Raw genomic sequence first — 23,176 nt, forward strand, 5'->3', positions numbered from 1 at the left:
GATGCATGAACGAGTTAGCGAGAGAAAACTTCTGATTCAGGGAAGAAAAACTCAATTTCACGAGCGGCAGACTCAGGGCTATCTGAACCATGAACTGAATTGTGACGCATGCTGAGTGCGTAATCAGCACGCAAAGTGCCACATGCCGCGTCCTCTGGGTTGGTTTTACCCATTAGCTCACGGTAACGTGCAATCGCATTTTCGCCTTCCAATACCTGAACCATAATAGGACCAGATGTCATGAACTCTTTTAGAGGAGGGAAAAACTCTTTACCTTCATGCTCTGCATAAAAGCCGCTTGCCTGATCTTCTGTCAGGTGAACCATTTTGGCAGCGATGATACGTAGGCCAGCCTTTTCAATACGATTGTAGATTTCACCAATTAGGTTTCGCTCTACAGCATCAGGCTTAATGATTGAAAATGTGCTTTCTAGAGCCATAAAATTTCCTTTCTGTACTTGTAATAATAGTTGTGCTTTTAAAGTGACTTACTGGGTAAGAGCAGCACTCAAACAAAAGAGTGCTGCAATCAATCTTATTTTCCAGCTTGCTCATTGAGGAAACGAGCAAGTGTACGAACACCCATACCCGTTGCTCCCGCAGCCCATTTATCAGAAGCGGCTTTACGATACGTACCCGCACAGTCGAAATGTAACCAGCCTTTTTTGTAGTCCTCAACGAAGTAAGACAAGAATGCAGCTGCAGTACTTGCACCTGGAGAATAATCACCAGAGCTGATATTCGATAAATCGGCAAAATTAGATGGCAACATTTCTCGATGGAAATCAGCAAGTGGTAGCGGCCACAAGCCTTCTTTTTCCTGGTTTGCCGCCGTGAGGGCTTGATGCGATAGCTCATCATCAAAGCTCATTAGCGCATGGTAATCGTTACCTAACGCATTCTTCGCTGCGCCTGTTAGCGTCGCGCAGTCAATAATTAACTCAGGCTTTTGCTCACTAGCGTAGATAAGACCGTCTGCAAGCACCAAGCGACCTTCCGCGTCGGTATTCATAATCTCAACGGTTTTGCCGTTTTTGTAAGTGATGATGTCGCCAAGCTTAAGGGCACGGCCAGAAACCATGTTCTCAGCACAACACAAGATCAGTTTTACGCGCTTGTTCAAACCGCGTAAGATAGCTAACCCTAGGCCACCAGTGATAGTACCCGAGCCACCCATATCTGCTTTCATTGCACTCATGAAGGTAGAAGGCTTCAAGCTGTAACCACCGGAATCAAAGGTGATGCCTTTACCCACAAGACATGCGAATACAGGTGCGTTTTCGTCACCAGTTGGGTTGTAGTCTAACTGAAGCATCGCAGAAGTACGCTCAGAACCACGGCCTACTGCGTAAATACCTTCCCAACCTTCTGCCAACAAGTCTTTGTCTTTGACGATACGAGCTGTCACCGTGCCTTTCGGCGCAACAGATTTGATGAATTCAGCAGCCATTGTCGCTAGCTGACGAGGAGCAACTTCTTCTGCCGTTTTGTTGATAATATCGCGGGTAAAATCAGTCGAAGTAATACGAGCTTGAAGCTCTGCTTGATCTTCATCAGACAATGCTGCCCACTCAACTGAGCCATGTTTTTTAGGGTTACGGAACCCTTGGTGGAAAGCCCATACGCTCTCTAGATCCCAGTTATCACCAGAAAGAAAAATAGAACGAATTCCTTGGCCATCTAGCTGACGAGCTGCACGTTGAATTGCGCCGAGATCATGACCTTCACCTAAGTGAATAGTTGCGCCGTTTTCAGCGAATGAAAGCAGTGCTTTTTCACCCCAATGTGGTGCTGCCGACTCTTGACTTAAAAATACAGACATCTGTGTAGACATGGTTTCTCCTTGTCTTATAGCAGCGTTGCCTACGCTGCTTCTTTTTAATAACTCACGGATGTTAGCATTATGTAGGGCAAAAATGTCAATTGGATAAAAAAACGGACCTAAAGGTCCGCTTTTTTTAGTAAGAATTGTTAACTAGGCTGTGTTTTACAGACTTAGTCCGCTTCGTCCATCCAGCACATGATAACGGCTTCTAGAATCTTTTCATTAGAACGGTTTGGCTCATCGTCAAACTCATCTAACTCCATGATCCATTGATGAAGATCGGTAAAACGCACTGTTTTTGGATCGACATCTGGAAACTTGTCACAAAGTTCAATCGCGATATCGCGAGAATCTGTCCATTTCATTGCTCATCTTCCTTTTGCTTCTTCCCTATATTGGGAAGATAGTTTTAGTGATCTTCTGAAGCGTGGTTTAGTGTGTATTTAGGAATTTCTACCACCAAGTCTTCATCAGCAATTCTCGCCTGACACCCTAGGCGTGACTCAGGCTCTAGACCCCACGCTTTATCTAGCATGTCGTCTTCTAGTTCTTCACTTTCTTCGAGTGAATCAAAACCTTCACGGATGATTACGTGGCAGGTAGTACACGCACATGACTTCTCACACGCATGTTCAATACCGATACCGTTTTTTAGCGCTACGTCTAGAACGGTGTCACCAGAGTTTGCTTCCAACACTGCACCTTCTGGGCACAAATCGTCGTGTGGTAATACAATAATCTTAGGCATAACTACTTATCTCTTATATATCGTCTACTGATTGACCTGACAACGCAGCTCGAATCGATTTATCCATACGGCGTGATGCGAAATCTTGGCTCGCTTTATCGGTATCTTTAATGCCTTGCTCTATCGCATCTGCATCATCACCATTACGCAGCTCAATCAAGGCTTCGATGGCTTTAATCAAGTTTTGTTTCTCTTGTTCTGATAGTAAGTCATCACCATCAGCTTGCATCGCTGCAATCAAACCTTCTATCACTCGGTCAGCTTCAACACGCTGCTCAGCTAAGGCACGAGCTTGCATGTCTTCTTTTGCGTGCGTCATTGAATCACGCAACATATCCGCCACTTCATTGTCACTTAAGCCGTAAGAAGGTTTTACTTGAATCTCTGATTGAACACCAGTGCTCTTCTCCATTGCCGTAACAGAAAGAAGGCCATCTGCGTCAACTTGGTAAGTCACGCGAATATGTGCCGCACCCGCTGCCATCGGAGGAATACCTTTTAACGAGAAGCGAGCAAGTGAACGACAGTCATCAACCATTTCACGTTCACCTTGTACCACATGAACACTCATCGCCGTTTGGCCATCTTTGAATGTGGTAAATTCTTGCGCACGCGCAACGGGAATCGTAGTGTTGCGGGGGATGATCTTCTCGACCAAACCACCCATGGTTTCAATACCGAGCGACAGTGGAATCACATCAAGAAGCAACATTTCAGAGTCAGGTTTGTTACCCGCTAGGATATCAGCTTGAATACCCGCACCGATTGCGACGACTTCATCTGGGTTAATGCTTGTCAGTGGTGTACGGCCAAAGAATTCGCCAACCATTTCTCGTACAAGCAATGTGCGTGTTGAGCCACCAACCATGACGACCTCGAGTACATCTTCCGCATCTACATCCGCATCTTTCAGCGCACGGCGGCAAGACATCAGGGTTTTCTTCACTAGCGGACGAATCAGATCTTCGAACTGCTCGCGAGTCACGGTGCCTTTCCAACCAAAAACGTCAACGTCAACACTGTCTTGCTCAGAGAAAGCAATCTTAGCTTCAGTAGCAATGTTCAACAGTGTACGGTTCTTTTCTGCAGAAAGCGGAGCTTCTAGACCCGCTTGCTCCATTAAATAATCGGCAAATAAATGGTCGAAGTCGTCACCGCCTAATGCAGAATCGCCACCTGTTGCTAATACTTCAAATACGCCTTTCGATAAACGTAGGATAGAGATATCAAAAGTACCGCCACCTAGATCGTAAACCGCAATCACACCTTCTTGACCAGAGTCTAGGCCATAAGCAATTGCCGCAGCGGTTGGTTCGTTAAGTAGACGGAGAACATGAAGACCAGCTAATTTCGCCGCATCTTTTGTACCTGCACGTTGCGCGTCATCAAAGTAAGCAGGAACGGTAATAACTACACCAGCTAACTCACCACCTAACGTATCTTCAGCTCGCTTACCCAATACTTTTAGGATGTCCGCAGATACTTCAATCGGGTTTTTGTCACCTTGAGGTGTTTGCAGAATTGGCAGGCCGTTTTCACTCTCTTTAAAACGATAAGGAAGTGAAGAGTAACGGGACTGAATGTCCTTTAATGAACGACCGATCAAACGTTTTACAGAGATAATCGTGTTCTCTGGTTCAAACTCTGCTTTGGCTTTGGCTTCGTGGCCGACCGTTAACGTTTCCTCAGCGTAATTAACGACTGAAGGTAAAATAGTACGGCCCTGCTCGTCCGCAAGTGGAGTTGCATCGCCGCTACGTACAGAAGCAACCAAAGAGTTGGTAGTACCTAAGTCGATACCCGCTGCTAACTTATGCTCATGAGGTGCCGAGCTTTGGCCCGGTTCTGCGATTTGAAGTAGTGCCATGATAGGTCCTTGTCACGCTTACTAGCCGAGGAGTTTGTCTTCGACTAGCTCAATTTCGTTCTTTAGTTTGGCAATGAATTTTAGCTTACGAACTCGGTCTGCGGCTTCAGTCCATAGACCATCATCAAGCTCTTGCTCGACGCTTGCCAGATGCTGTTTGTACATTTTGCTGACCTTAGAGTCGAAGTCAAAAAGCGCCGACTCAGGATCGGACTTGTCAGCAATCTCTTCCAGTTCTTCGCGCAGTTCCATTTGCTCCATTAAGAACATCGGATCTTGCATTGTTTGCTGTTCACCTCGGATCTCAACACCTTGCTCTGCGAGGATATACTCGGCGCGAGAAATAGGATTTTTCAGAACTTGATAGGCATCGTTGATTTGCGCCGCCTTTTGCACCGCCATCAAACGGTCACGTTCTGAGCCCGTTGCAAAGTTATCCGGGTGGAAGCGTTTTTGTAGTTCTCGGAACTGAGAAGAAAGAAGGCTACCATCCAGCTTAAACTGACTTGGTAGCCCAAATAATTCAAAGTGATTCATTAAGTTCGGGTCCTAGTAAAGCCTTCCGGACTCGTTTGCCCAGAAGGACAATCAATTAGACGTTGAAGCTTTCACCACAACCACATTCACTTTTCGCGTTAGGGTTGTTGAATTCAAAACCTTCATTCAACCCTTCTTTCACGTAATCCAATTCAGTACCATCTAGGTACACTAAGCTCTTTTGATCGATGATAATTTTCACTCCAGAGAGTTCAAATACTTCGTCTTCTTCATTGAGCTCATCAACAAACTCAAGTACGTATGCCATGCCGGAACAACCAGTCGTCTTCACTCCAAGACGTAAACCGATACCTTTGCCTCGGTTATCTAGGAATGCTCTTACGCGACTTGCCGCTGATTCTGTCATTGTGATGGCCATACTGCACCTTAGTCTGTCTAAATTTCGATTGGAATGGGAGCGTCAAAGCTCCCATTATATTACGGAATAATTATTCTTGGTGTTTTTTCTTGTAGTCAGCAACCGCTGCTTTGATTGCATCTTCAGCAAGAATAGAACAGTGAACTTTCACTGGTGGAAGCTCTAGCTCTTCAGCAATCTCAGAGTTTTTAATTGCTGCCGCTTCATCAACTGACTTACCTTTTACCCACTCAGTTACTAGTGAGCTTGATGCGATTGCACTACCACAACCGTATGTTTTGAACTTCGCATCTTCGATGATACCTTCAGGTGTCACTTTGATTTGAAGCTTCATTACGTCACCACACGCAGGAGCGCCAACCATGCCGCTACCTACTGATGGATCTTCTTTATCGAATGAACCAACGTTACGTGGGTTCTCGTAGTGATCAATTACTTTTTCGCTGTATGCCATGATAAATTACCTCGAATCCTCTATTTCAATCCCTGAGATTAATGGTGAGCCCATTCAACAGTGCTCAAATCAATCCCTTCTTTGTACATATCCCATAGAGGAGACATGTCGCGTAGCTTAGTCACTGCAACGCGGATTTGTTCAATTGCGTAATCAATTTCTTCTTCAGTCGTGAAACGACCAAACGAGAAACGAACCGAGCTGTGAGCCAATTCGTCATCCATGCCTAGGGCACGAAGAACGTAAGAAGGCTCAAGGCTTGCAGACGTACAAGCACTACCAGAAGATACCGCTAGATCTTTAAGCGACATTAGTAGAGATTCACCTTCTACGAATGCGAAACTGATGTTTAGGTTGTGTGGTACACGCTGCTCAAAGTCACCGTTTACCGTCACTGCTTCTAAGTCTTTCACGCCATCAAAAAGACGGTTACGAAGCGCTAAAGCATGATCGTAATCTTTTTGCATGTCTTCTTTTGCAATGCGGAATGCTTCACCCATACCTACGATTTGGTGAGTAGGAAGTGTACCAGAGCGGAAACCACGCTCATGACCGCCACCGTGCATTTGCGCTTCAAGACGAATACGAGGCTTACGACGTACGTAAAGTGCACCGATACCTTTAGGGCCGTATACTTTGTGAGCAGAAAGTGAAATTAGATCAACTTTCATCTCTTGAACGTCAATTGGTAATTTACCTGCAGATTGCGCAGCGTCCACGTGGAAAACAATTTTACGCTCACGGCACAGTTCGCCGATCGCTGTAATGTCTTGAACCACACCAATCTCGTTGTTTACATGCATAATAGACACAAGCACGGTGTCATCACGCATGGCTGCTCTAAGCTTCTCTAGATCGATCAAGCCATTTGATTCTGGCTCAAGGTAAGTCACTTCAAAGCCTTCACGCTCAAGTTGACGACATGGGTCAAGAACGGCTTTGTGCTCTGTTTTACAAGTGATTACGTGCTTGCCTTTCTTCGAGTAAAAGTGCGCTGCACCTTTAATCGCAAGGTTGTCTGATTCTGTCGCACCAGATGTAAATACGATTTCGCGAGGATCTGCATTTAGAAGGTCAGCAATTTGCTCACGAGCAGTATCGACCGCTTCTTCTGCCTGCCAGCCGTAACGGTGCGAACGTGACGCTGGGTTGCCAAATGTGCCATCCATTGTCATGTACTGAACCATTTTTTCAGCAACACGTGGATCAACTGGACATGTAGCGGAATAATCAAGATAAATCGGCAGTTTCATTCTCTACTCCAATGTAAAAAGCTGACCGCTAAGAGCGGACGTTTACACCGATGGGCGCGGCGGTTGTATTTTTGTTTGATAGCCCATGGGTTACCGCCAGATCAATGTCCTGACGATCAGAAATTTCGAGTACTTCATTGTCTGTCATCAACTCACCAAGAGTGATGTTATTCAAAAAGTCACTAATGCGAGAGCTTAGGTCACGCCACAGCGTGTGAGTAAGGCAACGTGTTCCACCTTGGCAATCTCCTTTACCTTGGCATTTGGTTGCATCTACTGACTCATCAACGGCAGCAATCACGGTACCAATAGCGATACTGTGAGCGTCGGCACCAAGTCGGTAACCACCACCAGGACCACGAACGCTGGCAACGAGACCTGCTTTACGCAATTTTGAAAATAGCTGCTCTAAGTAAGAGAGCGAGATCCCTTGACGCTCTGAAATATCAGCCAGAGGTACAGGGTTTTGTTGCGAATGCAGTGCCACATCCAGCATGGCTGTCACCGCATATCTTCCTTTAGATGTAAGTTTCATACCACACCGTATCCACATGGTTTGTAATGGTTAAGATTTTTCCATACCTGAGTAATTTGGTCAAGTATTTATTTGACCATTTTACTCAGGTATTCATCCTTACACCTAAAGTGGTTATTATTCACTCAGAACTTCTTTTCTATCGAAGTCAAAACGCCTCGTAGAATATTAAGTTCTTGGGTTTCTGGTCGAGCACGAGAGAACAAACGGCGCAACTTATTCATCACCTGTCCAGGTTGCTCTTTGTTAATAAACTGGGTCTCAACCATCACCTTTTCAAGATGCTCGAAGAACATTTCGAGTTCTCGATGACGCGGGTATTCTTCCGATTCATTTGGGGAAAACTGGCTTTGCTCTAAGTTCAAGTGTGCAACTCGCACTTCGTAACTGAGAGTTTGTACAGCCATCGCTAGGTTAAGCGAGCTGTACTCAGGATTAGCGGGAATACAAACATGGTAGTGGCACTTTTGTAGCTCTTCGTTTGTCAAACCAGTTCTTTCTCGGCCAAACACGAGCGCAACCGGATGCTTTCGGCCTTCAACTGCAAATTTCTCACCGCATTCACGTGGCTCGAGCATTGGCCATTCTAATGTACGAGAGCGGGCGCTAGAACCCACAACAAGGCCACAATCTTCAACCGCTTCTTCTAATGTGCCGACAATCTTTGCATTTTGAGCAATATCACCAGCACCCGCAGCTAAAGCAAGAGTTTGTTCATCCACTTCACATTGTGGATCGACTAATACTAGTTGGTTTAAACCCATCACTTTCATTGCTCGAGCTGCTGAGCCAATATTGCCTGAATGAGAGGTACCTACGAGTACAATTTTTACTTGATCCAACATCTGTGTTTGCTACCTAAATTAAAACCGCAGAATGTTATCATAGTTTTTTAAGACACCCTAGAGGCAAGCAGACCTCTCTTCTCATTCTTGGTTATTGTTCTCGTCCGCAGTATGATCTGTACACTCAGTCGGCCGCAATTAGAGTAAAAAATAACCACTTCCCTTTTTGATTATCTCTGGTATACTCGCCGCCGCTTTCATTTGTTCTTTAACATCCGTTGGGAAATTCGTATGCATCCAATGCTAAACATTGCTATTCGCGCTGCGCGAAAGGCAGGCAATCATATTGCTAAATCATTAGAAAACACTGATAAAGTAGAATCTACTCTTAAAGGCACTAATGACTTTGTCACTAACGTAGACAAAGAAGCAGAATACATCATCATCGATACTATCAAGCAGTCTTACCCTGAGCACTGTATCGTTGCTGAAGAACAAGGTCTTATCGAAGGTAAAGATAAAGACGTACAATGGATCATCGACCCACTGGATGGCACCACTAACTTTGTAAAAGGTTACCCAACTTTCGCGGTTTCTATCGCTGTTCGTATTAAGGGCAAAACTGAAGTTGCTTGTGTTTACGATCCAATGCAAAACGAGCTATTCACTGCACAACGCGGTGCCGGCGCTCAACTAAACAGTGCACGTATTCGTGTTGCTCAACTAAAAGACCTTCAAGGTACTGTTCTAGCAACAGGCTTCCCATTCAAGCAGAAACAACACGCTGAGTCTTACATCAAGATCGTTGGTGCGCTATTCACTGAATGTGCTGATTTCCGTCGTAGCGGCTCTGCTGCTCTTGACCTTTGTTACGTGGCTGCTGGCCGTGTTGATGGTTACTTCGAGCTAGGCCTAAAACCTTGGGATATGGCAGCAGGTGAGCTTATTGCTCGTGAAGCTGGCGCAATCCTAACAGACTTTGCTGGCGGCACTGACTACATGAAGTCTGGTAACATCGTTGCTTCAAGCGCTCGTGGCGTAAAATCTATCCTTAAGCACATCCGTGAAAACGGTAACAGCGCGATCCTTAAGTAAGATTTGAAAGTCATATATAGCCCGTCACGCTGATGACTTTAGAAAGCCCCGCTCATTGAGCGGGGCTTTTTTATTTCGAACAATCAGCCTGTTTGTAGAAACGGTCGTAGTCAGATAAGTGGTCTATTTTTACGTGCTTAACCTTCCATATTTGTTCCTTCATTAAAAACTGTAGCGAAACCGTGACTGGCTGGTATACATCACCAAAGCCGTTTACAGAAAGACATCCAACTCCTCCATCCTCACTGTACTCTTCAAAGTAAGACAGCTCTGTAACCAAACTTGATGGGATAGATGATAAAAATGGAAATTGATGACCAAATTTTATTGGGTGAGACTTAATACTGTTCAGCTCTTCAATCGATAGATTTGGTCCTGCCATAGCTTCTACCACCTCTATATACTGCATCTTGTATAAATTATTACGTATATCAAGGTAAGTATCGTGGAGTGGACTTGCGATGCAGGGCGTTGAAACACTTAGTAAAACCGGAATAGGTAGAATTCTATTTAGCATAACCAACTAAACCCCAGCTTCACGGAGCGCTTGATCAATTTTACTCGGCTTAAATCTGTACTTACAAAGCCCCCACTCGCACTGCTCTAAAAGCTCACGGACATTTACCTGCCCAGTAACTCCAAAGGAAACAACACCAAAAAGAGAAACACTCCCACTGTATGTCAAAACACCATCACGAGTAGTTTTAAAAGTAACAGAAACGGCTTTTAATTTTATGCCCAGCTCTTCAATCATTTCTTTTGAAACTTCAAACTTAGTAAATCCAAGCTCACCAGATAAAGTTACTTTACCTGACTCATCAACTGCTAACTTGAACCTTTTCCCTCCAGTAACTAGCTTGGTGGTAACACCTTTATTGTGCTTGTAAGAAATCTCTACAAACTTCAGTAACTGTACTTTTATTTCAGCTTGCCTTGACATTATTTCCTCCCGAAATTGTTGAACATACTTCCGATATTCAACTCAATCAAAAAACTACAATTCAAGCTGGAAGTACCTCAAAAAAAAATGAAACTTTCAAATCTATCAGGCATAAAAAAACCGCTGATTGCTCAGCGGTTTTTGTTTTCGGTTCTCAATCTGCCTTATGGCATCTCGTCGAACTCTGCACCTTCTTTTTCTACTTGAGGTGGCATCAAGTGCTCTTTCTGGATACCCAGTTTCAGAGCCAGTGCTGATGCTACGTAGATAGAAGAGTAAGTACCTACAGTGATACCGAGTAAAAGTGCAGTTGCAAAGCCGTGAATCATAGCACCACCCTGCATGAACAGTGCAATTACCACGAACAAAGTCGTACCAGATGTAATCAATGTACGGCTCAACGTCTGAGTGATTGAGGCGTCCATAATGTCTGAAGGTTCACCCTTACGCATCTTACGGAAGTTTTCACGAATCCGGTCAAATACAACGATGGTATCGTTGAGTGAGTAGCCCACAACCGTCAGTAGCGCAGCTACGATGGTCAGGTCAACTTCAATTTGTAGAAACGAGAAGACACCTAGCGTGATTATTATATCGTGAGCCAATGCCATTACCGCACCAGCCGCTAGACGCCATTCAAATCGCATCGATACATAAAGCAGAATACAGATCAGCGATACCAAGATCGCTAGACCACCAGCTTCTGTTAGCTCATCACCAACGTTGGGACCTACGAACTCAATACGACGCATTTCTACGCTTTCGCCAGTACCATCTTTGATAGCACCAATGATTTGGTTACCTAGCGTTTCACCAGAAACGTCATCACGTGGACGAAGACGGACCATGACTTCACGAGCACTACCGAAGTTTTGTACTGTCGCATCGCCAAAGCCTTTTGAATCTAGTGCTGCACGAATCTCTTCAAGGTTTGCTGGCTGTTCAAAACCGACCTCGATAAGCGTACCGCCAGTGAAATCTAGACCCCAATTAAGCCACTTGGTTGACAAAGTGAAGATAGAAGCAGCAATCATTATAATTGAAAAAACGAATGCTACTTTCGACCAACGCATAAAGCCGATCGTCTTCTCTGCTTTTAGAATTTGAAACATATTAATTCCCAGCCTTAGATCGACAATTTATCAACGCGTTTGCCACCGTAGATCAGGTTCACGATACAACGTGTACCAATAATGGCGGTGAACATTGAAGTTAAGATACCGATAGATAGAGTAACTGCGAAACCTTTCACCGCACCTGTACCGACCGCAAATAGAATGATTGCAGTAATTAGTGTTGTGATGTTCGCATCAGCAATCGTGCTGAATGCATTCGCGTAACCTTGGTGAATCGCTTGTTGTGGACTGCGTCCATCACGAATCTCTTCACGGATACGCTCGAAGATCAGTACGTTCGCATCAACCGCCATACCGACTGTTAACACGATACCGGCTATCCCCGGAAGCGTCATGGTAGCGCCTGGAATCATCGACATAACACCAATGATAAGCACTAAGTTTGCCATTAGAGCGATGTTTGCAATCAAACCAAAGCCGCGGTAGTAAAGCAGCGTAAATAGCATTACGGCAACCATACCCCAGATACATGCTTGGATACCCATATCGATGTTTTGCTGGCCCATTGATGGACCAATGGTACGTTCTTCAACGATAGAGATAGGTGCAATCAGTGCACCAGCACGTAGTAGAAGTGCTAGGTTGTGTGCTTCTGCAGCAGAATCGATACCTGTGATACGGAAGTTACGACCAAGAGCCGATTGAATCGTTGCTTGGTTGATGACTTCTTCATGCTTATCCAGAATAACTTTGCCTTCAGGCGTACGACGGCCACTGTCTTTGTATTCTGCAAACACGGTAGCCATTAGCTTACCAATGTTCTTCTTAGAGAACGCAGACATCTTATTACCACCTTCGCTGTCTAGCGAGATGTTAACTTGTGGACGACCATATTCATCGACACTTGAGCTTGCATCTGTGATGCTTTGACCGCCAAGAATAACGCGCTTCTTAAGCACAACTGGGCGACCATCACGGTCCATCTTGATTTCACTACCTGCTGGCGCACGACCATTTGCCGCTGCCGATAGGTCAGCTTTATCATCAACTTCGCGGAATTCAAGCGTGGCCGTAGCTCCGAGAATTTCTTTTGCACGAGCAGTATCTTGAACACCAGGCAGTTCAACTACAATGCGACTAGCACCTTGACGTTGAACCAATGGTTCCGCAACACCTAGTTCGTTGACACGATTACGTAAAATCGTAATGTTTTGCTCAACAGCATAGTTACGGATCTCTTGTAAACGTTGCTCAGTAAAGGTTGCAGTAAGAGCGTAACGGCCATTTGAATCAGAATCGACAAAAATCATGTCCGGGTGATTCTTTTCTAGCGTTGCTTTCGCTTCTGCTAATTGCTCTTCGTTACGCAACAACACTTCTACCGCTTCTTTTCCAGAAGGGCGGATTGCACGGTAACGAATCTTGGCGTCACGAAGTTCGCTACGGAAAGCTTCTTCTTGTTGACCAACAAGCTTTTCCATCGCTGCATCCATATCCACTTCCATTAAGAAGTGAACACCACCGCGAAGGTCAAGACCTAGCTTCAATGGTGACGCGCCAATCGCTTCTAGCCAATCGGGTGTAGAAGGTGCAAGGTTAAGTGCAACAATTGTGTCTTTGCCTAGCGCTTCGCTGATGACATCACGAGCACTGATTTGTGTGTCAGTGTCGTTAAAACGAACAAGAATTGATCCATCTTCGAGAGCAATGGATTGATGAGAAAGTTGCTCTTTGTTAAGAGCAGTAGTGACAGCATCCAGCGTTGACATATCTACAGAGGCGCCACGCGCCCCTGTAACTTGAATAGCCGGATCTTCACCGTAGATATTTGGAAGTGCGTATAACGCAGCGGTGATGATGGCAAAAAGCACCATCAAGTACTTCCATAATGGATAACGGTTTAGCACAGCGAGGATCCTTTAGCTGTTTTATAGAGACTTAAGCGTACCTTTTGGTAGCACTGCAGTGATGAAGTCTTTCTTGATTACTACTTCATTGTTCGCGTTAAGCTCAATTGAAATGTAGTCATTGTCTTCAGCAATCTTAGTGATTTTACCCACTAGGCCACCGCTAGTTAAAACTTCGTCGCCTTTGCCCATAGAAGCCATTAGGTTTTTGTGTTCTTTTACGCGTTTCGCTTGTGGGCGGTAAATCATGAAGTAAAAGATCACTGCGAACATGCCAAGCATGATTAGCATTTCAAAACCACCGCCTGCTGGCGCGCCTTCTGCTGCTGCGTGAGCCTGAGAAATAAACATTAAAACATCCTCATTATATTTTATTGATAATCAAACAAATTGGGCTTTCGCATTTTAGATTCAAGTCTGAGAGTAACTAATAGAGATCGCTCTCTCAAAAATAACGTGCGTTAGCCTACTTTATTAGCAAAAGCCTCTGGCGACATGCCAAAGGCTTTAATTCTTTTAGTTTTTCAATTACTGCTCTTTTGCTAGAGGTGGCACTTCACGGCCACGACGCTCATAGAACTCAGTAACAAATTCATCGAAGCGATCTTCATCAATTGCTTTACGAATGCTTTCCATCAGACGCTGGTAGTAACGCAGGTTATGGATTGTATTCAAGCGAGCGCCTAAGATTTCATTACAACGCTCTAAATGGTGAAGGTACGACTTGCTGTAGTTTTGACAAGTGTAACAGTCACAATGCGGATCCAATGGTGTTGTATCCGTTTTATGTTTCGCATTACGGATCTTGATCACACCACCAGTCACAAATAAGTGACCATTACGTGCGTTACGCGTTGGCATTACACAGTCAAACATGTCGATACCACGACGAACACCTTCAACCAAATCTTCTGGCTTACCAACGCCCATCAAGTAGCGAGGTTTGTCTTCAGGAAGTTGAGGACAAGTATGCTCAAGAATACGGTGCATGTCTTCTTTAGGCTCACCTACTGCCAAACCACCAACCGCATAACCGTCAAAACCGATTTCCGTTAGACCTTTTACCGACACATCACGTAAATCTTCGTAAACACCACCTTGAACAATACCAAATAGGTTGTTCGGGTTTTCTAGCTTCTCGAAATGGTCACGTGAACGCTGTGCCCAGCGTAATGACATTTCCATCGATTTCTTCGCTTCATCGTGTGTCGCTGGGTAAGGCGTACACTCGTCAAAAATCATAACGATGTCAGAGCCCAGGTCTTTTTGAATTTCCATCGACTTTTCTGCGTCCATGAAAATCTTGTCACCGTTTACTGGGTTACGAAAGTGAACACCCTCTTCAGTGATCGTACGCATCTTACCAAGGCTGAATACTTGGAAGCCGCCTGAATCAGTAAGAATAGGACCGTGCCAGTTCATAAAATCGTGCAGGTCACCGTGCATTTTCATCACTTCTTGACCAGGACGTAGCCACAGGTGGAACGTATTACCTAGCAGAATTTCTGCACCAGTACCTTTTACTTCTTCTGGTGTCATACCTTTAACGGTACCGTAAGTACCTACTGGCATGAACGCAGGAGTTTGAACAGTGCCGCGTTCGAAAGTCAGTTGACCACGACGTGCATTGCCGTTTTTCTTCTTAAGATCGAATTTTAATTTCACGATGCCTCCGGGTGTCAGAGAAACAGTCTGACTGAGTGTTTAGGGCTCTACCCTACTTTAAGGAGCGGTCGCTTTTCCTTGCGAGAGACAAAGCAATGGATGCTTTATTTCCTAGCTTACTGCTAGCACTCGTAAATCTACTTTTAACTACGCCGTTTTCTTCTTGATGAACATTGAATCGCCATACGAGAAGAAACGGTATTTGTTTTCCACCGCATGTTTGTAAGCATTCATGGTGTTCTCGTATCCAGCAAATGCACTCACCAACATGATCAGTGTTGATTCAGGCAAGTGGAAGTTTGTGATCAAGCAATCCACCAGCTGATATTCGTAACCAGGGAAAATAAAGATTTCTGTATCGCCAAAGAATGGGGCCAGCTCAGTCCCTTTTTGCAATGCGTCTTGCGCTGCACTTTCAAGTGAACGCACAGATGTGGTACCAACAGCAATAATTCGTCCGCCACGCGCTTTCGTCGCTTTAATTGCTTCGACGACTTCTTGTGGTACTTCTACGTACTCGGCATGCATGTGGTGATCGTTGATATTTTCCACTTTTACTGGCTGGAATGTACCCGCCCCAACGTGCAAAGTAACGTAAGCAAACTCTGCACCTTTCGCTTTGATTTTCTCCAAGAGAACATCATCAAAGTGAAGGCCCGCTGTCGGTGCCGCAACCGCACCTGGCTTTTGATTATATACCGTTTGGTAACGCTCTTTATCTGCATCTTCGTCTGGACGGTCGATGTAAGGAGGAAGCGGCATATGGCCGATTTCTTCCAGAATTTCTAGTACCGTCTTATCAGAACTAAATTTCAGTTCAAATAAAGCATCATGGCGTGCAACCATTTCTGCTGAATATTCATCATTCTCGCCAACAATAATGGTTGTACCTGGTTTTGGTGATTTAGAGCAACGAACGTGCGCGAGGATGCTTTTCTCATCCAACATGCGCTCCACCAGCACTTCTAATTTACCGCCCGATTCCTTGCGGCCAAAAAGACGAGCAGGAATAACACGAGTATTATTAAACACCACTAAGTCACCGGGTTGAACTTGGCCCAATACATCAGTAAATGTGCCATCAATGAGCTCTCCGGTATTGCCGTCCATTTGCAGCAGTCGGCTAGCGGTACGCTCTGGTTGAGGGTAGCGAGCGATGAGTTCATCTGGAAGGTCGAAATGGAAATCTGATACTTGCATGTTACTTGTCTTATCTATTGGTCAAATCACGTCTAGGCGACGATAAAATTGCGACGAGTTTTTCGCAGCAGACTAGTATATGTTTACATGCTGCAATAGCAAGCAAATCACCAGAATATAGCAGTAAAAGCCATGGTGAAGAGTGTAATAAAACGTGAAAAGCCTCGATTACTTGGCACTATTTTTAATTTGAGCCCAAAAGAGAGAACATGAAAAAAGCAAAGCAGCGTATACCGCTGCTTATTAGTTTGGCATTCCAATCGCCCTATCAAACCTCACGCTTTCGCCACAAGAATAACGGCACGAATAAACCCAATAACCAAAACCCTAGACTGCCACCTTCATCATCTGAGCCTTTGAAATCACAGTTATTGGTCGCAATGCCATCGTGACACTCTTTATTGTCACCACTTTCATTGTTAGCACTTTTGATAAAATTCGGCGCAATGATGTAACGACTTGGTGGCGCATCGGCAGTGATGTAAGACTGTACCCAGTCGTAATAGTGGCTCACCTTGGTGTAGAAACTTGGGATCGTCAAAGAGCCACACGTTGGTAGAATAAGGGGGCCGCCACTAACAATACCAATTTGTTTGCCGGTCGCCACATCGACCAACGGGCCACCACTGTCACCTTTGCATGCAGAGTTGCCATATTGAGTATGGCTATCTGGCTCCAATACATGGTTTTGTGTTGGTAGCGTACAAATTTTGGTTTGGTTGTCTCTTGAATCAATGATCCCCGGAAAACTGCTGCCAATTTCTAAACGCTCATAACATTTGTCGATGGGTAAAAATGTGCTAATGGTGGTTTTGAGCGTATTAGAAGGTTCAGAAGCATCCGGCTGAGTAGCCCCCCATCCAAACACTTGCACATTTTCGACACGTTGATTGGTCAGGTAATTATCGTTCCAATCCGCCACCAAACGGGCTTCGATACTCTCCATGTCAACTTTACTCGCTAGGTCAGCAAAGCTCGCGTTTGCCACTGGGCGCGTGAGATACAGCAACGCGATGTCTGAATCTAAACCGGTTTGGATAGGTTTCACGTTGCCATTACTGTCGGTCTCAGCTTTTGAAATCCGAGTGTAATCCGGATGAACCACAACGTGAGACACCGGATAGAAGTTATCAAGCCCTGCAGAATTAAGTTCATACACATTCGCATTCACCGACAGCTCACCCGGCGGGGTCACATAGTAGGTTGCTTCATTGGTTCCTTGTCCCATCACCACACAGTGCGCCGCAGTCAGTACCCATTGCTCTGTCAGCATCGTTCCACCACACAGCGGAAACTCTGCCATATTACTTGCTCGCAAAGTAACGCGGTCAACAGGATCGGTTTGTTCATCTCCTAACACAATCGCCTGTGTTGATGGCACACTGAATGCCGCCACTGCCAGCGCAATAAGTTTGTTACACGTTGTTCGTTTCATCTAGGTTGCTGTCTTCAATTTGGTAAGCCTGGACGTATCTTCTTCGAGAGAAGAATCTTGGAAAATCCAGCGAATAAAAATGTGCGATTCAATTCATTGGATTACCTTGGGAACACATTCAATATCAACTAAAAATGCCAACTGACTCGCACACAAACCGACTTATTCAAATTAATAAAAACACCAATAAAACACAGATTACGCAGCCCATCAGCATTGTGCTATTTAATTGATGAAAAACGAGTTAGCTCCCAGATATACAGAAAAATATTCTCTATATTTAAGAGAAGGACAATGCCGCTGGAGGTCTCTATGATCAAGGTTGAAGACATGATGACTCGTAATCCTCATACCTTACTGCGCACGCACACCTTGCGTGATGCAAAAAGCATGATGGATGCGCTTGATATTCGACACATTCCGGTTGTTGATGCCAATAACCACTTACAAGGCTTGGTGACTCAACGCGACATTCTTGCTGCTCAAGAATCGAGCTTGCACCCAGATGAGGCTGAACAATCTTTTACTTTAGACACACCGCTCTACGAAATGATGCACACCAATATCATGACGGCAGAGCCTATCGCGGGACTCAAAGAGAGCGCTATCTATATGCAAAAGCATAAAGTTGGCTGTCTACCTGTTGTCACCAAAGGTCGATTGGTCGGCATCATTACTGACAGTGACTTTGTGACCATTGCGATTAACTTATTGGAACTGCAAGAAGAAGTGGAACCTGAAGAAATCGAGCAGGAAGAGTAGTACGCAAGCGTATTCTCTTTGTTGTAAGTTTCGTTTTTACACCGGTTAAACGAAAAAAGAGCGGCAGGGTTGCCGCTCAAAATGCCATTACTGACGCTGATTAAGGAAGTGTTTCTCTGCCAATTAGAATTGGTCTTCTTCGGTCGAACCTGTCAATGCTGTCACTGAAGAGTTACCACCTTGGATAGTATTGGTCATTCTATCGAAGTAACCTGTACCTACTTCTTGTTGGTGCGCAACAAACGTATAACCTTTTTCAGCCGCTTGGAATTCAGGACGCTGAACTTTCTCAACATAATGACGCATACCTTCACCTTGAGCGTAAGCGTGTGCCAGTTCAAACATGTTGAACCACATGTTGTGAATGCCTGCTAGCGTGATGAATTGGTACTTGTAGCCCATGTCTGCAAGCTCTTGTTGGAACTTAGCAATGGTTTCTGCATCTAGGTTTTTCTCCCAGTTGAATGAAGGCGAGCAGTTGTACGCCAACAATTGATCTGGGTATTCAGCGTGAATTGCTTCTGCAAACTTACGTGCTTCTTCCAAACATGGCGTAGCCGTTTCACACCAAATCAAGTCTGCATATGGTGCGTAAGCCAGACCGCGAGAAATCGCTTGGTCGATACCCGCGCGAACGCGGTAGAAACCTTCTTGAGTACGCTCACCTTCAATAAAGTCTTTATCATATGGGTCGCAATCTGAAGTAATGAGATCCGCCGCATTCGCATCAGTACGAGCAATAACTAATGTTGTTGTTCCCGCTACGTCAGCAGCCAAACGAGCTGCAACGAGCTTTTGTACCGCTTCTTGCGTAGGAACTAATACCTTACCCCCCATATGACCACACTTTTTCACCGATGCTAACTGGTCTTCAAAGTGAACGCCCGCGGCACCGGCTTCGATCATCGATTTCATTAGTTCGTAAGCGTTAAGCACACCACCAAAGCCCGCTTCAGCATCCGCTACGATAGGTAGGAAGTAATCAATACCACCTTCATCTTCAGGCGTCTTACCAGCAGCCCACTGAATTTGGTCTGCACGACGGAATGAGTTGTTGATACGCTTTACTACTGACGGTACAGAATCTACTGGGTAAAGAGATTGGTCTGGATACATCGTCGAAGCGGTGTTGTTATCCGCCGCTACCTGCCAGCCTGACAGATAGATCGCTTCAATACCTGCCTTAGCTTGTTGAACGGCTTGACCACCCGTTAGCGCACCAAGACAGTTTACGTAACCTTTTTTCGCACTACCGTTGACCAGTGACCAAAGTTTGTCTGCACCACGTTGTGCAATTGTGTTTGCAGGCACCATAGAGCCACGCAGTTCCACCACTTCCTCGGCAGTGTAAGTACGCTTCACATTTTTCCAGCGTGGATTAGTTGCCCAGTCTTTTTCCAGAGCTTCAATTTGTTGGCGGCGAGTTAAGTTAGTCATTGGTCTATCCCTCTTTATAATTTGCACTTTATGCGTGTGCGTTGAGTTTCCGTTCTCAGGCAGTACTTCCCTATCTGCCTTGAAAATCCTTCACGTTATTGGTGTTACAGTTATTCTTTATTAATCCAGGTAGTCATAACCAGGAACTGTCAAAAAGTTGGTCAGTTCATCGCTCGTCGTGAGCCTTGCCATTAAGTCTGCTGCTTCTTCAAATCGACCCGCATGGTAGCGCTGCTCGCCAATTTCTTGCTTCACGACTTCAATCTCCTCTTTGAGATAGAGCTCGAACAGCTCTTTAGTGACCTTTAATCCGTTGTCTAGCGACTTGCCGTGTTGAATCCATTGCCAGATAGAGGCGCGTGAGATTTCTGCCGTTGCTGCGTCTTCCATCAGTCCGTAAATCGGCACACAACCATTGCCAGAAATCCAAGCTTCGATGTATTGCAGCGCAACGCGAATATTGTGGCGCATTCCGCCTTCAGTGCGCTCGCCTTCACAAGGCTCAAGCAGTTCAGCTGCTGTAATAGGCGCATCCTCTGCACGGCTCACATCCAACTGGTTGGTGCGTTCACCCAGCACAGCACTAAAGACTTCCATAGCAGTGTCAGCCAAACCTGGATGAGCCACCCAAGTACCGTCGTGGCCGTTGTTAGCTTCTAACGATTTGTCAGTCTGGATCTTGTCTAATACTTTTTGATTCTCTTTCGGGTCTTTAGCTGGGATAAATGCGGCCATTCCTCCCATCGCGAAAGCACCTCGTTTATGGCAAGTACGTACCAATAATCGCGAGTAAGCGTTTAAGAATGGCTTGTCCATCGTTACCACTTGGCGATCTGGCAGTACTCGGTCTGAGTGTTTTTTCAATGTTTTGATATAGCTAAAGATGTAATCCCAGCGACCACAGTTCAAACCAACGATATGTTCTTTAAGCGAGAACAGAATCTCGTCCATTTCAAATACCGCTGGTAAGGTTTCAATCAGCACAGTCGCTTTGATGGTGCCTGTATCCAAACCGAAATAGTCTTCCGTGAAATGGAACACTTCGCTCCACCACTTCGCTTCGTGATGCGATTGCAGTTTTGGAAGGTAGAAATAAGGGCCACTGCCTTTTTGAAGTAACGCTTTGTAGTTGTTATAGAAATACAGAGCGAAATCGAATAGCGCACCTGGAATGATCTGACCGTGCCACGTAACGTGTTTTTCTTTTAAATGAAGGCCGCGAACACGGCAGATCAACACCGCTGGGTCATCTTCCAGCTGATAATGTTTGCCATTGCCAGGATTGGTGTAACTGATGGTGCCATTAACAGCATCGCGCAAGTTAATTTGACCATCCAGCACTTTACTCCATGCAGGAGACATTGAATCTTCGAAGTCTGCCATGAACACTTTTACATTCGCATTCAGTGCGTTAATCACCATCTTGCGGTCAGTAGGTCCGGTAATCTCCACACGGCGATCTTGCAGATCTTGTGGGATTCCTAGGATCTTCCAACTTCCTTCACGGATGTCTTGTGTCTCTGGTAGAAAATCTGGTAGCTCACCAGCATCAATACGTGCTTGCTTCTCTTCTCTTGCTTCCAGCAACTGTTCAACACGTCCGGCAAATTTTTCACACAGTAGAGATAAAAAGGTTTGGGCTTCAACAGGGAAAATTGCTTGATGTTCTGGAGCAACGACTCCATTCACCTCAAGCATGCCTTGGGTTTGCTTTGGTTGTTGTGTTTTTTGTTCTGTCTGAGCAAGCATAATCATTCATCCTTAACGTGCTTTATCAATCTTGGGCAGTCAGCGTAAAGCTACATTTGTAAGTTATGAACAACAAATTACATCCTTTAACTTTGTGTTCAACTCGTCTAGCCATGTCGATAGATTGCGTAATGCTACGTGTATTTTCAATCTAGACATAAGTCGTATCGGCCTTTAAATAAGCTATATCAACAAGGGGTTTAGTGAAACCCCCAATACAAACAAAACAGAAAATTCAAAGTTTTATTCCGCAAGGTAAAAACCATCTATCAAGCGCCTTATTTTGTAAGTTATTACGTAATAAAATTACATTAAATTTAAAGTCGTTTTATCATTTCAAACAAGCGTATGAATATAGACTGGTAAACAAACACCTTGTATTCACAAGGGCTGAAGAGATGTATTTAAACAGGGGTCAAACAAGGTATGCAGGGCTTTGTGTAAAATTAACATTGTGAAATTTCACTATTTTATGAAAGCTTCATCAAAGAAGAGCTGTAAAATTTTACAAGTCAAAGTTTACCAACAGAATAAAATACTAGAAAGCGCACTGTTTCCAGTGCGCTTTTAGATAAATAATGGAGAAGTAAGGGCTAATACTAATAGCTAAAGCAGCTCTGAAACGACTTCTGCAAGTTGATTAAATGTTTTCGTTCTTGACGAGCTCGGACGCCAAACTAAGCCGATTTCGCGATAAGCTTGTTTACCAGGAGGATCGATCACGACTAAATTCTGGTTATGCAGCAAGCCATGGTCGATAGCCATTTGAGGAATGAACGTTGTTCCCAAACCATTCGCAACCATTTGCACCAGTGTATGGAGGCTGGTTGCCGTAAACGGATTGATTTTTTCTTTGTCTGTTAATTTACACGCTGATACCGCATGTTCCGTTAAGCAATGTTCTTTCTCTAGTAGAAAGACGGATTCGTCAGGTAAATCCGCGTAACGAATCGGCACAGGGACCGATTGGGCTTGATTAGCGCTTATAACCATTCGAAACGGATCCTTACCCACTACTCGGCTTTCCATCCCATCAATTTCGACTGGTAACGCTAAAATAAGCACATCCAGCTCACCATGTCTGAGCGCTTGAAGTAAGTTTGTCGTCGTGTCTTCTCTTAATAAAAGATTCAGTTGTGGAAAACGGTAGTTCACCTCTTGTACCAAATCACACAGTAAAAACGGAGCAATTGTTGGTATACATCCTACTTTTAGCTGGCCTTGCATATCGTCGCCTTGGCACATACGTCCAAGCTCGACCAAATCTTGCCCTTTTGCTAACAGCTCTCGCCCCTGCTTTACTACCATTTCTCCTGTTTGGGTAAAAACCAGTGGACTTTTCTTATCTTTCTTTTCATATAAGGGACAACCAATCAATTCCTCTAAGTTTTGAATACCCTTACTTAAAGTCGACTGACTGACAAAACAACGCTCTGCAGCGTCACTAAAATGTCTTGTTTCATGCAGTGTGACTAAATAGTGTAACTGCTTCAAACTGGGCCATTTATTCATAATTGTATTTGTATC

At 44.7% G+C, this 23,176-nt stretch carries 24 protein-coding genes; 2 read left to right on the forward strand and 22 right to left on the reverse strand.

Translation table 11 applies throughout. The features are described from left to right. Nucleotides 1–14: 14 nt before the first annotated feature. The 11 genes from ndk to trmJ all read right to left on the reverse strand — a co-directional run bounded on the left by ndk (nt 15) and on the right by trmJ (nt 8,443). Nucleotides 15–440, reverse strand: coding sequence for a nucleoside-diphosphate kinase (ndk, locus tag R7O13_RS18075; RefSeq protein ID WP_318304387.1), 426 nt, complete (start codon nt 438–440; stop codon nt 15–17). Between the two features lie 95 nt (nt 441–535). Then, nucleotides 536–1,834: an aminopeptidase PepB gene (gene pepB / locus R7O13_RS18080; RefSeq protein WP_005381709.1), complete on the reverse strand. Its 1,299-nt coding sequence runs from the start codon at nt 1,832–1,834 to the stop codon at nt 536–538. A 161-nt stretch (nt 1,835–1,995) separates the two neighbouring features. Further along, nucleotides 1,996–2,190, reverse strand: a complete 195-nt coding sequence (iscX, locus tag R7O13_RS18085) for a Fe-S cluster assembly protein IscX (protein WP_005381711.1) — start codon at nt 2,188–2,190, stop codon at nt 1,996–1,998. 44 nt (nt 2,191–2,234) lie between these two features. Further along, a complete protein-coding gene (fdx, locus tag R7O13_RS18090; protein WP_005381713.1) occupies nt 2,235–2,573 on the reverse strand; it encodes an ISC system 2Fe-2S type ferredoxin in 339 nt (112 codons plus the stop codon). Nucleotides 2,574–2,586: 13 nt separating this feature from the next. After that, nucleotides 2,587–4,440: a Fe-S protein assembly chaperone HscA gene (gene hscA, locus R7O13_RS18095; RefSeq protein WP_053302969.1), complete on the reverse strand. Its 1,854-nt coding sequence runs from the start codon at nt 4,438–4,440 to the stop codon at nt 2,587–2,589. A 21-nt stretch (nt 4,441–4,461) separates the two neighbouring features. Next, nucleotides 4,462–4,977 (reverse strand): co-chaperone HscB, encoded by a 516-nt coding sequence (hscB, locus tag R7O13_RS18100; protein ID WP_005381716.1) that lies wholly within the window; start codon nt 4,975–4,977, stop codon nt 4,462–4,464. Between the two features lie 55 nt (nt 4,978–5,032). Beyond that, nucleotides 5,033–5,356, reverse strand: coding sequence for an iron-sulfur cluster assembly protein IscA (gene iscA, locus R7O13_RS18105; RefSeq protein ID WP_005381717.1), 324 nt, complete (start codon nt 5,354–5,356; stop codon nt 5,033–5,035). A gap of 70 nt (nt 5,357–5,426) precedes the next feature. After that, complete coding sequence (gene iscU, locus R7O13_RS18110) at nt 5,427–5,810, reverse strand: Fe-S cluster assembly scaffold IscU (RefSeq protein ID WP_005381718.1); 384 nt, start codon at nt 5,808–5,810, stop codon at nt 5,427–5,429. Between the two features lie 38 nt (nt 5,811–5,848). After that, on the reverse strand, nt 5,849–7,063 hold the full coding sequence (locus R7O13_RS18115) for an IscS subfamily cysteine desulfurase (protein WP_005381719.1): 1,215 nt from the start codon (nt 7,061–7,063) through the stop codon (nt 5,849–5,851). A gap of 28 nt (nt 7,064–7,091) precedes the next feature. Further along, nucleotides 7,092–7,598, reverse strand: a complete 507-nt coding sequence (gene iscR / locus R7O13_RS18120) for a Fe-S cluster assembly transcriptional regulator IscR (RefSeq protein WP_005381720.1) — start codon at nt 7,596–7,598, stop codon at nt 7,092–7,094. Between the two features lie 125 nt (nt 7,599–7,723). Beyond that, on the reverse strand, nt 7,724–8,443 hold the full coding sequence (gene trmJ, locus R7O13_RS18125; protein ID WP_005383693.1) for a tRNA (cytosine(32)/uridine(32)-2'-O)-methyltransferase TrmJ: 720 nt from the start codon (nt 8,441–8,443) through the stop codon (nt 7,724–7,726). Nucleotides 8,444–8,674: 231 nt separating this feature from the next. On the opposite strand from trmJ, the gene suhB reads away from it, so the two are divergent. Then, nucleotides 8,675–9,478 (forward strand): inositol-1-monophosphatase, encoded by an 804-nt coding sequence (gene suhB / locus R7O13_RS18130; RefSeq protein WP_005381722.1) that lies wholly within the window; start codon nt 8,675–8,677, stop codon nt 9,476–9,478. 70 nt (nt 9,479–9,548) lie between these two features. Here suhB and R7O13_RS18135 read toward each other — a convergent pair whose 3' ends face one another. From R7O13_RS18135 to R7O13_RS18170, 8 genes are all read right to left on the reverse strand, one after another. Further along, nucleotides 9,549–9,860 carry a hypothetical protein gene (locus R7O13_RS18135; RefSeq protein WP_017633920.1) on the reverse strand — a complete coding sequence of 104 codons (312 nt, stop codon included), beginning with the start codon at nt 9,858–9,860 and terminating at the stop codon, nt 9,549–9,551. Between the two features lie 141 nt (nt 9,861–10,001). Next, nucleotides 10,002–10,418, reverse strand: coding sequence for a hypothetical protein (locus tag R7O13_RS18140; protein WP_318304390.1), 417 nt, complete (start codon nt 10,416–10,418; stop codon nt 10,002–10,004). A 164-nt stretch (nt 10,419–10,582) separates the two neighbouring features. After that, nucleotides 10,583–11,530: a protein translocase subunit SecF gene (secF, locus tag R7O13_RS18145; RefSeq protein ID WP_005383689.1), complete on the reverse strand. Its 948-nt coding sequence runs from the start codon at nt 11,528–11,530 to the stop codon at nt 10,583–10,585. Nucleotides 11,531–11,544: 14 nt separating this feature from the next. Continuing rightward, on the reverse strand, nt 11,545–13,401 hold the full coding sequence (secD, locus tag R7O13_RS18150; protein WP_318304391.1) for a protein translocase subunit SecD: 1,857 nt from the start codon (nt 13,399–13,401) through the stop codon (nt 11,545–11,547). 21 nt (nt 13,402–13,422) lie between these two features. Next, nucleotides 13,423–13,752 carry a preprotein translocase subunit YajC gene (gene yajC, locus R7O13_RS18155; RefSeq protein ID WP_005381725.1) on the reverse strand — a complete coding sequence of 110 codons (330 nt, stop codon included), beginning with the start codon at nt 13,750–13,752 and terminating at the stop codon, nt 13,423–13,425. A 177-nt stretch (nt 13,753–13,929) separates the two neighbouring features. Next, complete coding sequence (tgt, locus tag R7O13_RS18160) at nt 13,930–15,066, reverse strand: tRNA guanosine(34) transglycosylase Tgt (protein ID WP_005381727.1); 1,137 nt, start codon at nt 15,064–15,066, stop codon at nt 13,930–13,932. A gap of 147 nt (nt 15,067–15,213) precedes the next feature. After that, nucleotides 15,214–16,266: a tRNA preQ1(34) S-adenosylmethionine ribosyltransferase-isomerase QueA gene (gene queA / locus R7O13_RS18165; RefSeq protein ID WP_005381728.1), complete on the reverse strand. Its 1,053-nt coding sequence runs from the start codon at nt 16,264–16,266 to the stop codon at nt 15,214–15,216. Nucleotides 16,267–16,534: 268 nt separating this feature from the next. After that, complete coding sequence (locus R7O13_RS18170; protein WP_086046546.1) at nt 16,535–17,701, reverse strand: trypsin-like serine protease; 1,167 nt, start codon at nt 17,699–17,701, stop codon at nt 16,535–16,537. 312 nt (nt 17,702–18,013) lie between these two features. Here R7O13_RS18170 and R7O13_RS18175 point away from each other — a divergent pair, with 312 nt between their 5' ends. Then, nucleotides 18,014–18,463, forward strand: a complete 450-nt coding sequence (locus R7O13_RS18175; protein ID WP_017820562.1) for a CBS domain-containing protein — start codon at nt 18,014–18,016, stop codon at nt 18,461–18,463. Nucleotides 18,464–18,586: 123 nt separating this feature from the next. Here the strand turns inward: R7O13_RS18175 and aceA are convergent, their stop codons facing one another. The 3 genes from aceA to R7O13_RS18190 form a co-directional block, all read right to left on the reverse strand. Beyond that, a complete protein-coding gene (gene aceA, locus R7O13_RS18180) occupies nt 18,587–19,900 on the reverse strand; it encodes an isocitrate lyase (RefSeq protein WP_005381733.1) in 1,314 nt (437 codons plus the stop codon). Nucleotides 19,901–20,020: 120 nt separating this feature from the next. After that, the gene (gene aceB / locus R7O13_RS18185; RefSeq protein WP_213968985.1) at nt 20,021–21,649 is read right to left on the reverse strand and encodes a malate synthase A; all 1,629 of its coding nucleotides are present in this window, start codon (nt 21,647–21,649) and stop codon (nt 20,021–20,023) included. A gap of 606 nt (nt 21,650–22,255) precedes the next feature. After that, on the reverse strand, nt 22,256–23,161 hold the full coding sequence (locus R7O13_RS18190) for a hydrogen peroxide-inducible genes activator (protein ID WP_005383681.1): 906 nt from the start codon (nt 23,159–23,161) through the stop codon (nt 22,256–22,258). Nucleotides 23,162–23,176: the final 15 nt, after the last annotated feature.

It is taken from the genome of Vibrio sp. Y176 (genome assembly GCF_033438945.1).

Coding starts and splice junctions, on each gene's coding strand:
- trmJ (WP_005383693.1), bottom strand. CDS start 8,443: ATGTTGGATCAAGTAAAAATTGTACTCGTAGGTACCTCTCATTCAGGC.
- R7O13_RS18140 (WP_318304390.1), bottom strand. CDS start 10,418: ATGTCAAGGCAAGCTGAAATAAAAGTACAGTTACTGAAGTTTGTAGAG.
- iscR (WP_005381720.1), bottom strand. CDS start 7,598: ATGAAACTTACATCTAAAGGAAGATATGCGGTGACAGCCATGCTGGAT.
- iscA (WP_005381717.1), bottom strand. CDS start 5,356: ATGGCCATCACAATGACAGAATCAGCGGCAAGTCGCGTAAGAGCATTC.
- aceB (WP_213968985.1), bottom strand. CDS start 21,649: ATGCTTGCTCAGACAGAACAAAAAACACAACAACCAAAGCAAACCCAA.
- ndk (WP_318304387.1), bottom strand. CDS start 440: ATGGCTCTAGAAAGCACATTTTCAATCATTAAGCCTGATGCTGTAGAG.
- iscX (WP_005381711.1), bottom strand. CDS start 2,190: ATGAAATGGACAGATTCTCGCGATATCGCGATTGAACTTTGTGACAAG.
- fdx (WP_005381713.1), bottom strand. CDS start 2,573: ATGCCTAAGATTATTGTATTACCACACGACGATTTGTGCCCAGAAGGT.
- suhB (WP_005381722.1), top strand. CDS start 8,675: ATGCATCCAATGCTAAACATTGCTATTCGCGCTGCGCGAAAGGCAGGC.
- hscA (WP_053302969.1), bottom strand. CDS start 4,440: ATGGCACTACTTCAAATCGCAGAACCGGGCCAAAGCTCGGCACCTCAT.
- aceA (WP_005381733.1), bottom strand. CDS start 19,900: ATGACTAACTTAACTCGCCGCCAACAAATTGAAGCTCTGGAAAAAGAC.
- R7O13_RS18115 (WP_005381719.1), bottom strand. CDS start 7,063: ATGAAACTGCCGATTTATCTTGATTATTCCGCTACATGTCCAGTTGAT.
- R7O13_RS18170 (WP_086046546.1), bottom strand. CDS start 17,701: ATGAAACGAACAACGTGTAACAAACTTATTGCGCTGGCAGTGGCGGCA.
- hscB (WP_005381716.1), bottom strand. CDS start 4,977: ATGAATCACTTTGAATTATTTGGGCTACCAAGTCAGTTTAAGCTGGAT.
- R7O13_RS18135 (WP_017633920.1), bottom strand. CDS start 9,860: ATGGCAGGACCAAATCTATCGATTGAAGAGCTGAACAGTATTAAGTCT.
- queA (WP_005381728.1), bottom strand. CDS start 16,266: ATGCAAGTATCAGATTTCCATTTCGACCTTCCAGATGAACTCATCGCT.
- yajC (WP_005381725.1), bottom strand. CDS start 13,752: ATGTTTATTTCTCAGGCTCACGCAGCAGCAGAAGGCGCGCCAGCAGGC.
- pepB (WP_005381709.1), bottom strand. CDS start 1,834: ATGTCTACACAGATGTCTGTATTTTTAAGTCAAGAGTCGGCAGCACCA.
- R7O13_RS18190 (WP_005383681.1), bottom strand. CDS start 23,161: ATGAATAAATGGCCCAGTTTGAAGCAGTTACACTATTTAGTCACACTG.
- iscU (WP_005381718.1), bottom strand. CDS start 5,810: ATGGCATACAGCGAAAAAGTAATTGATCACTACGAGAACCCACGTAAC.
- R7O13_RS18175 (WP_017820562.1), top strand. CDS start 18,014: ATGATCAAGGTTGAAGACATGATGACTCGTAATCCTCATACCTTACTG.
- secF (WP_005383689.1), bottom strand. CDS start 11,530: ATGTTTCAAATTCTAAAAGCAGAGAAGACGATCGGCTTTATGCGTTGG.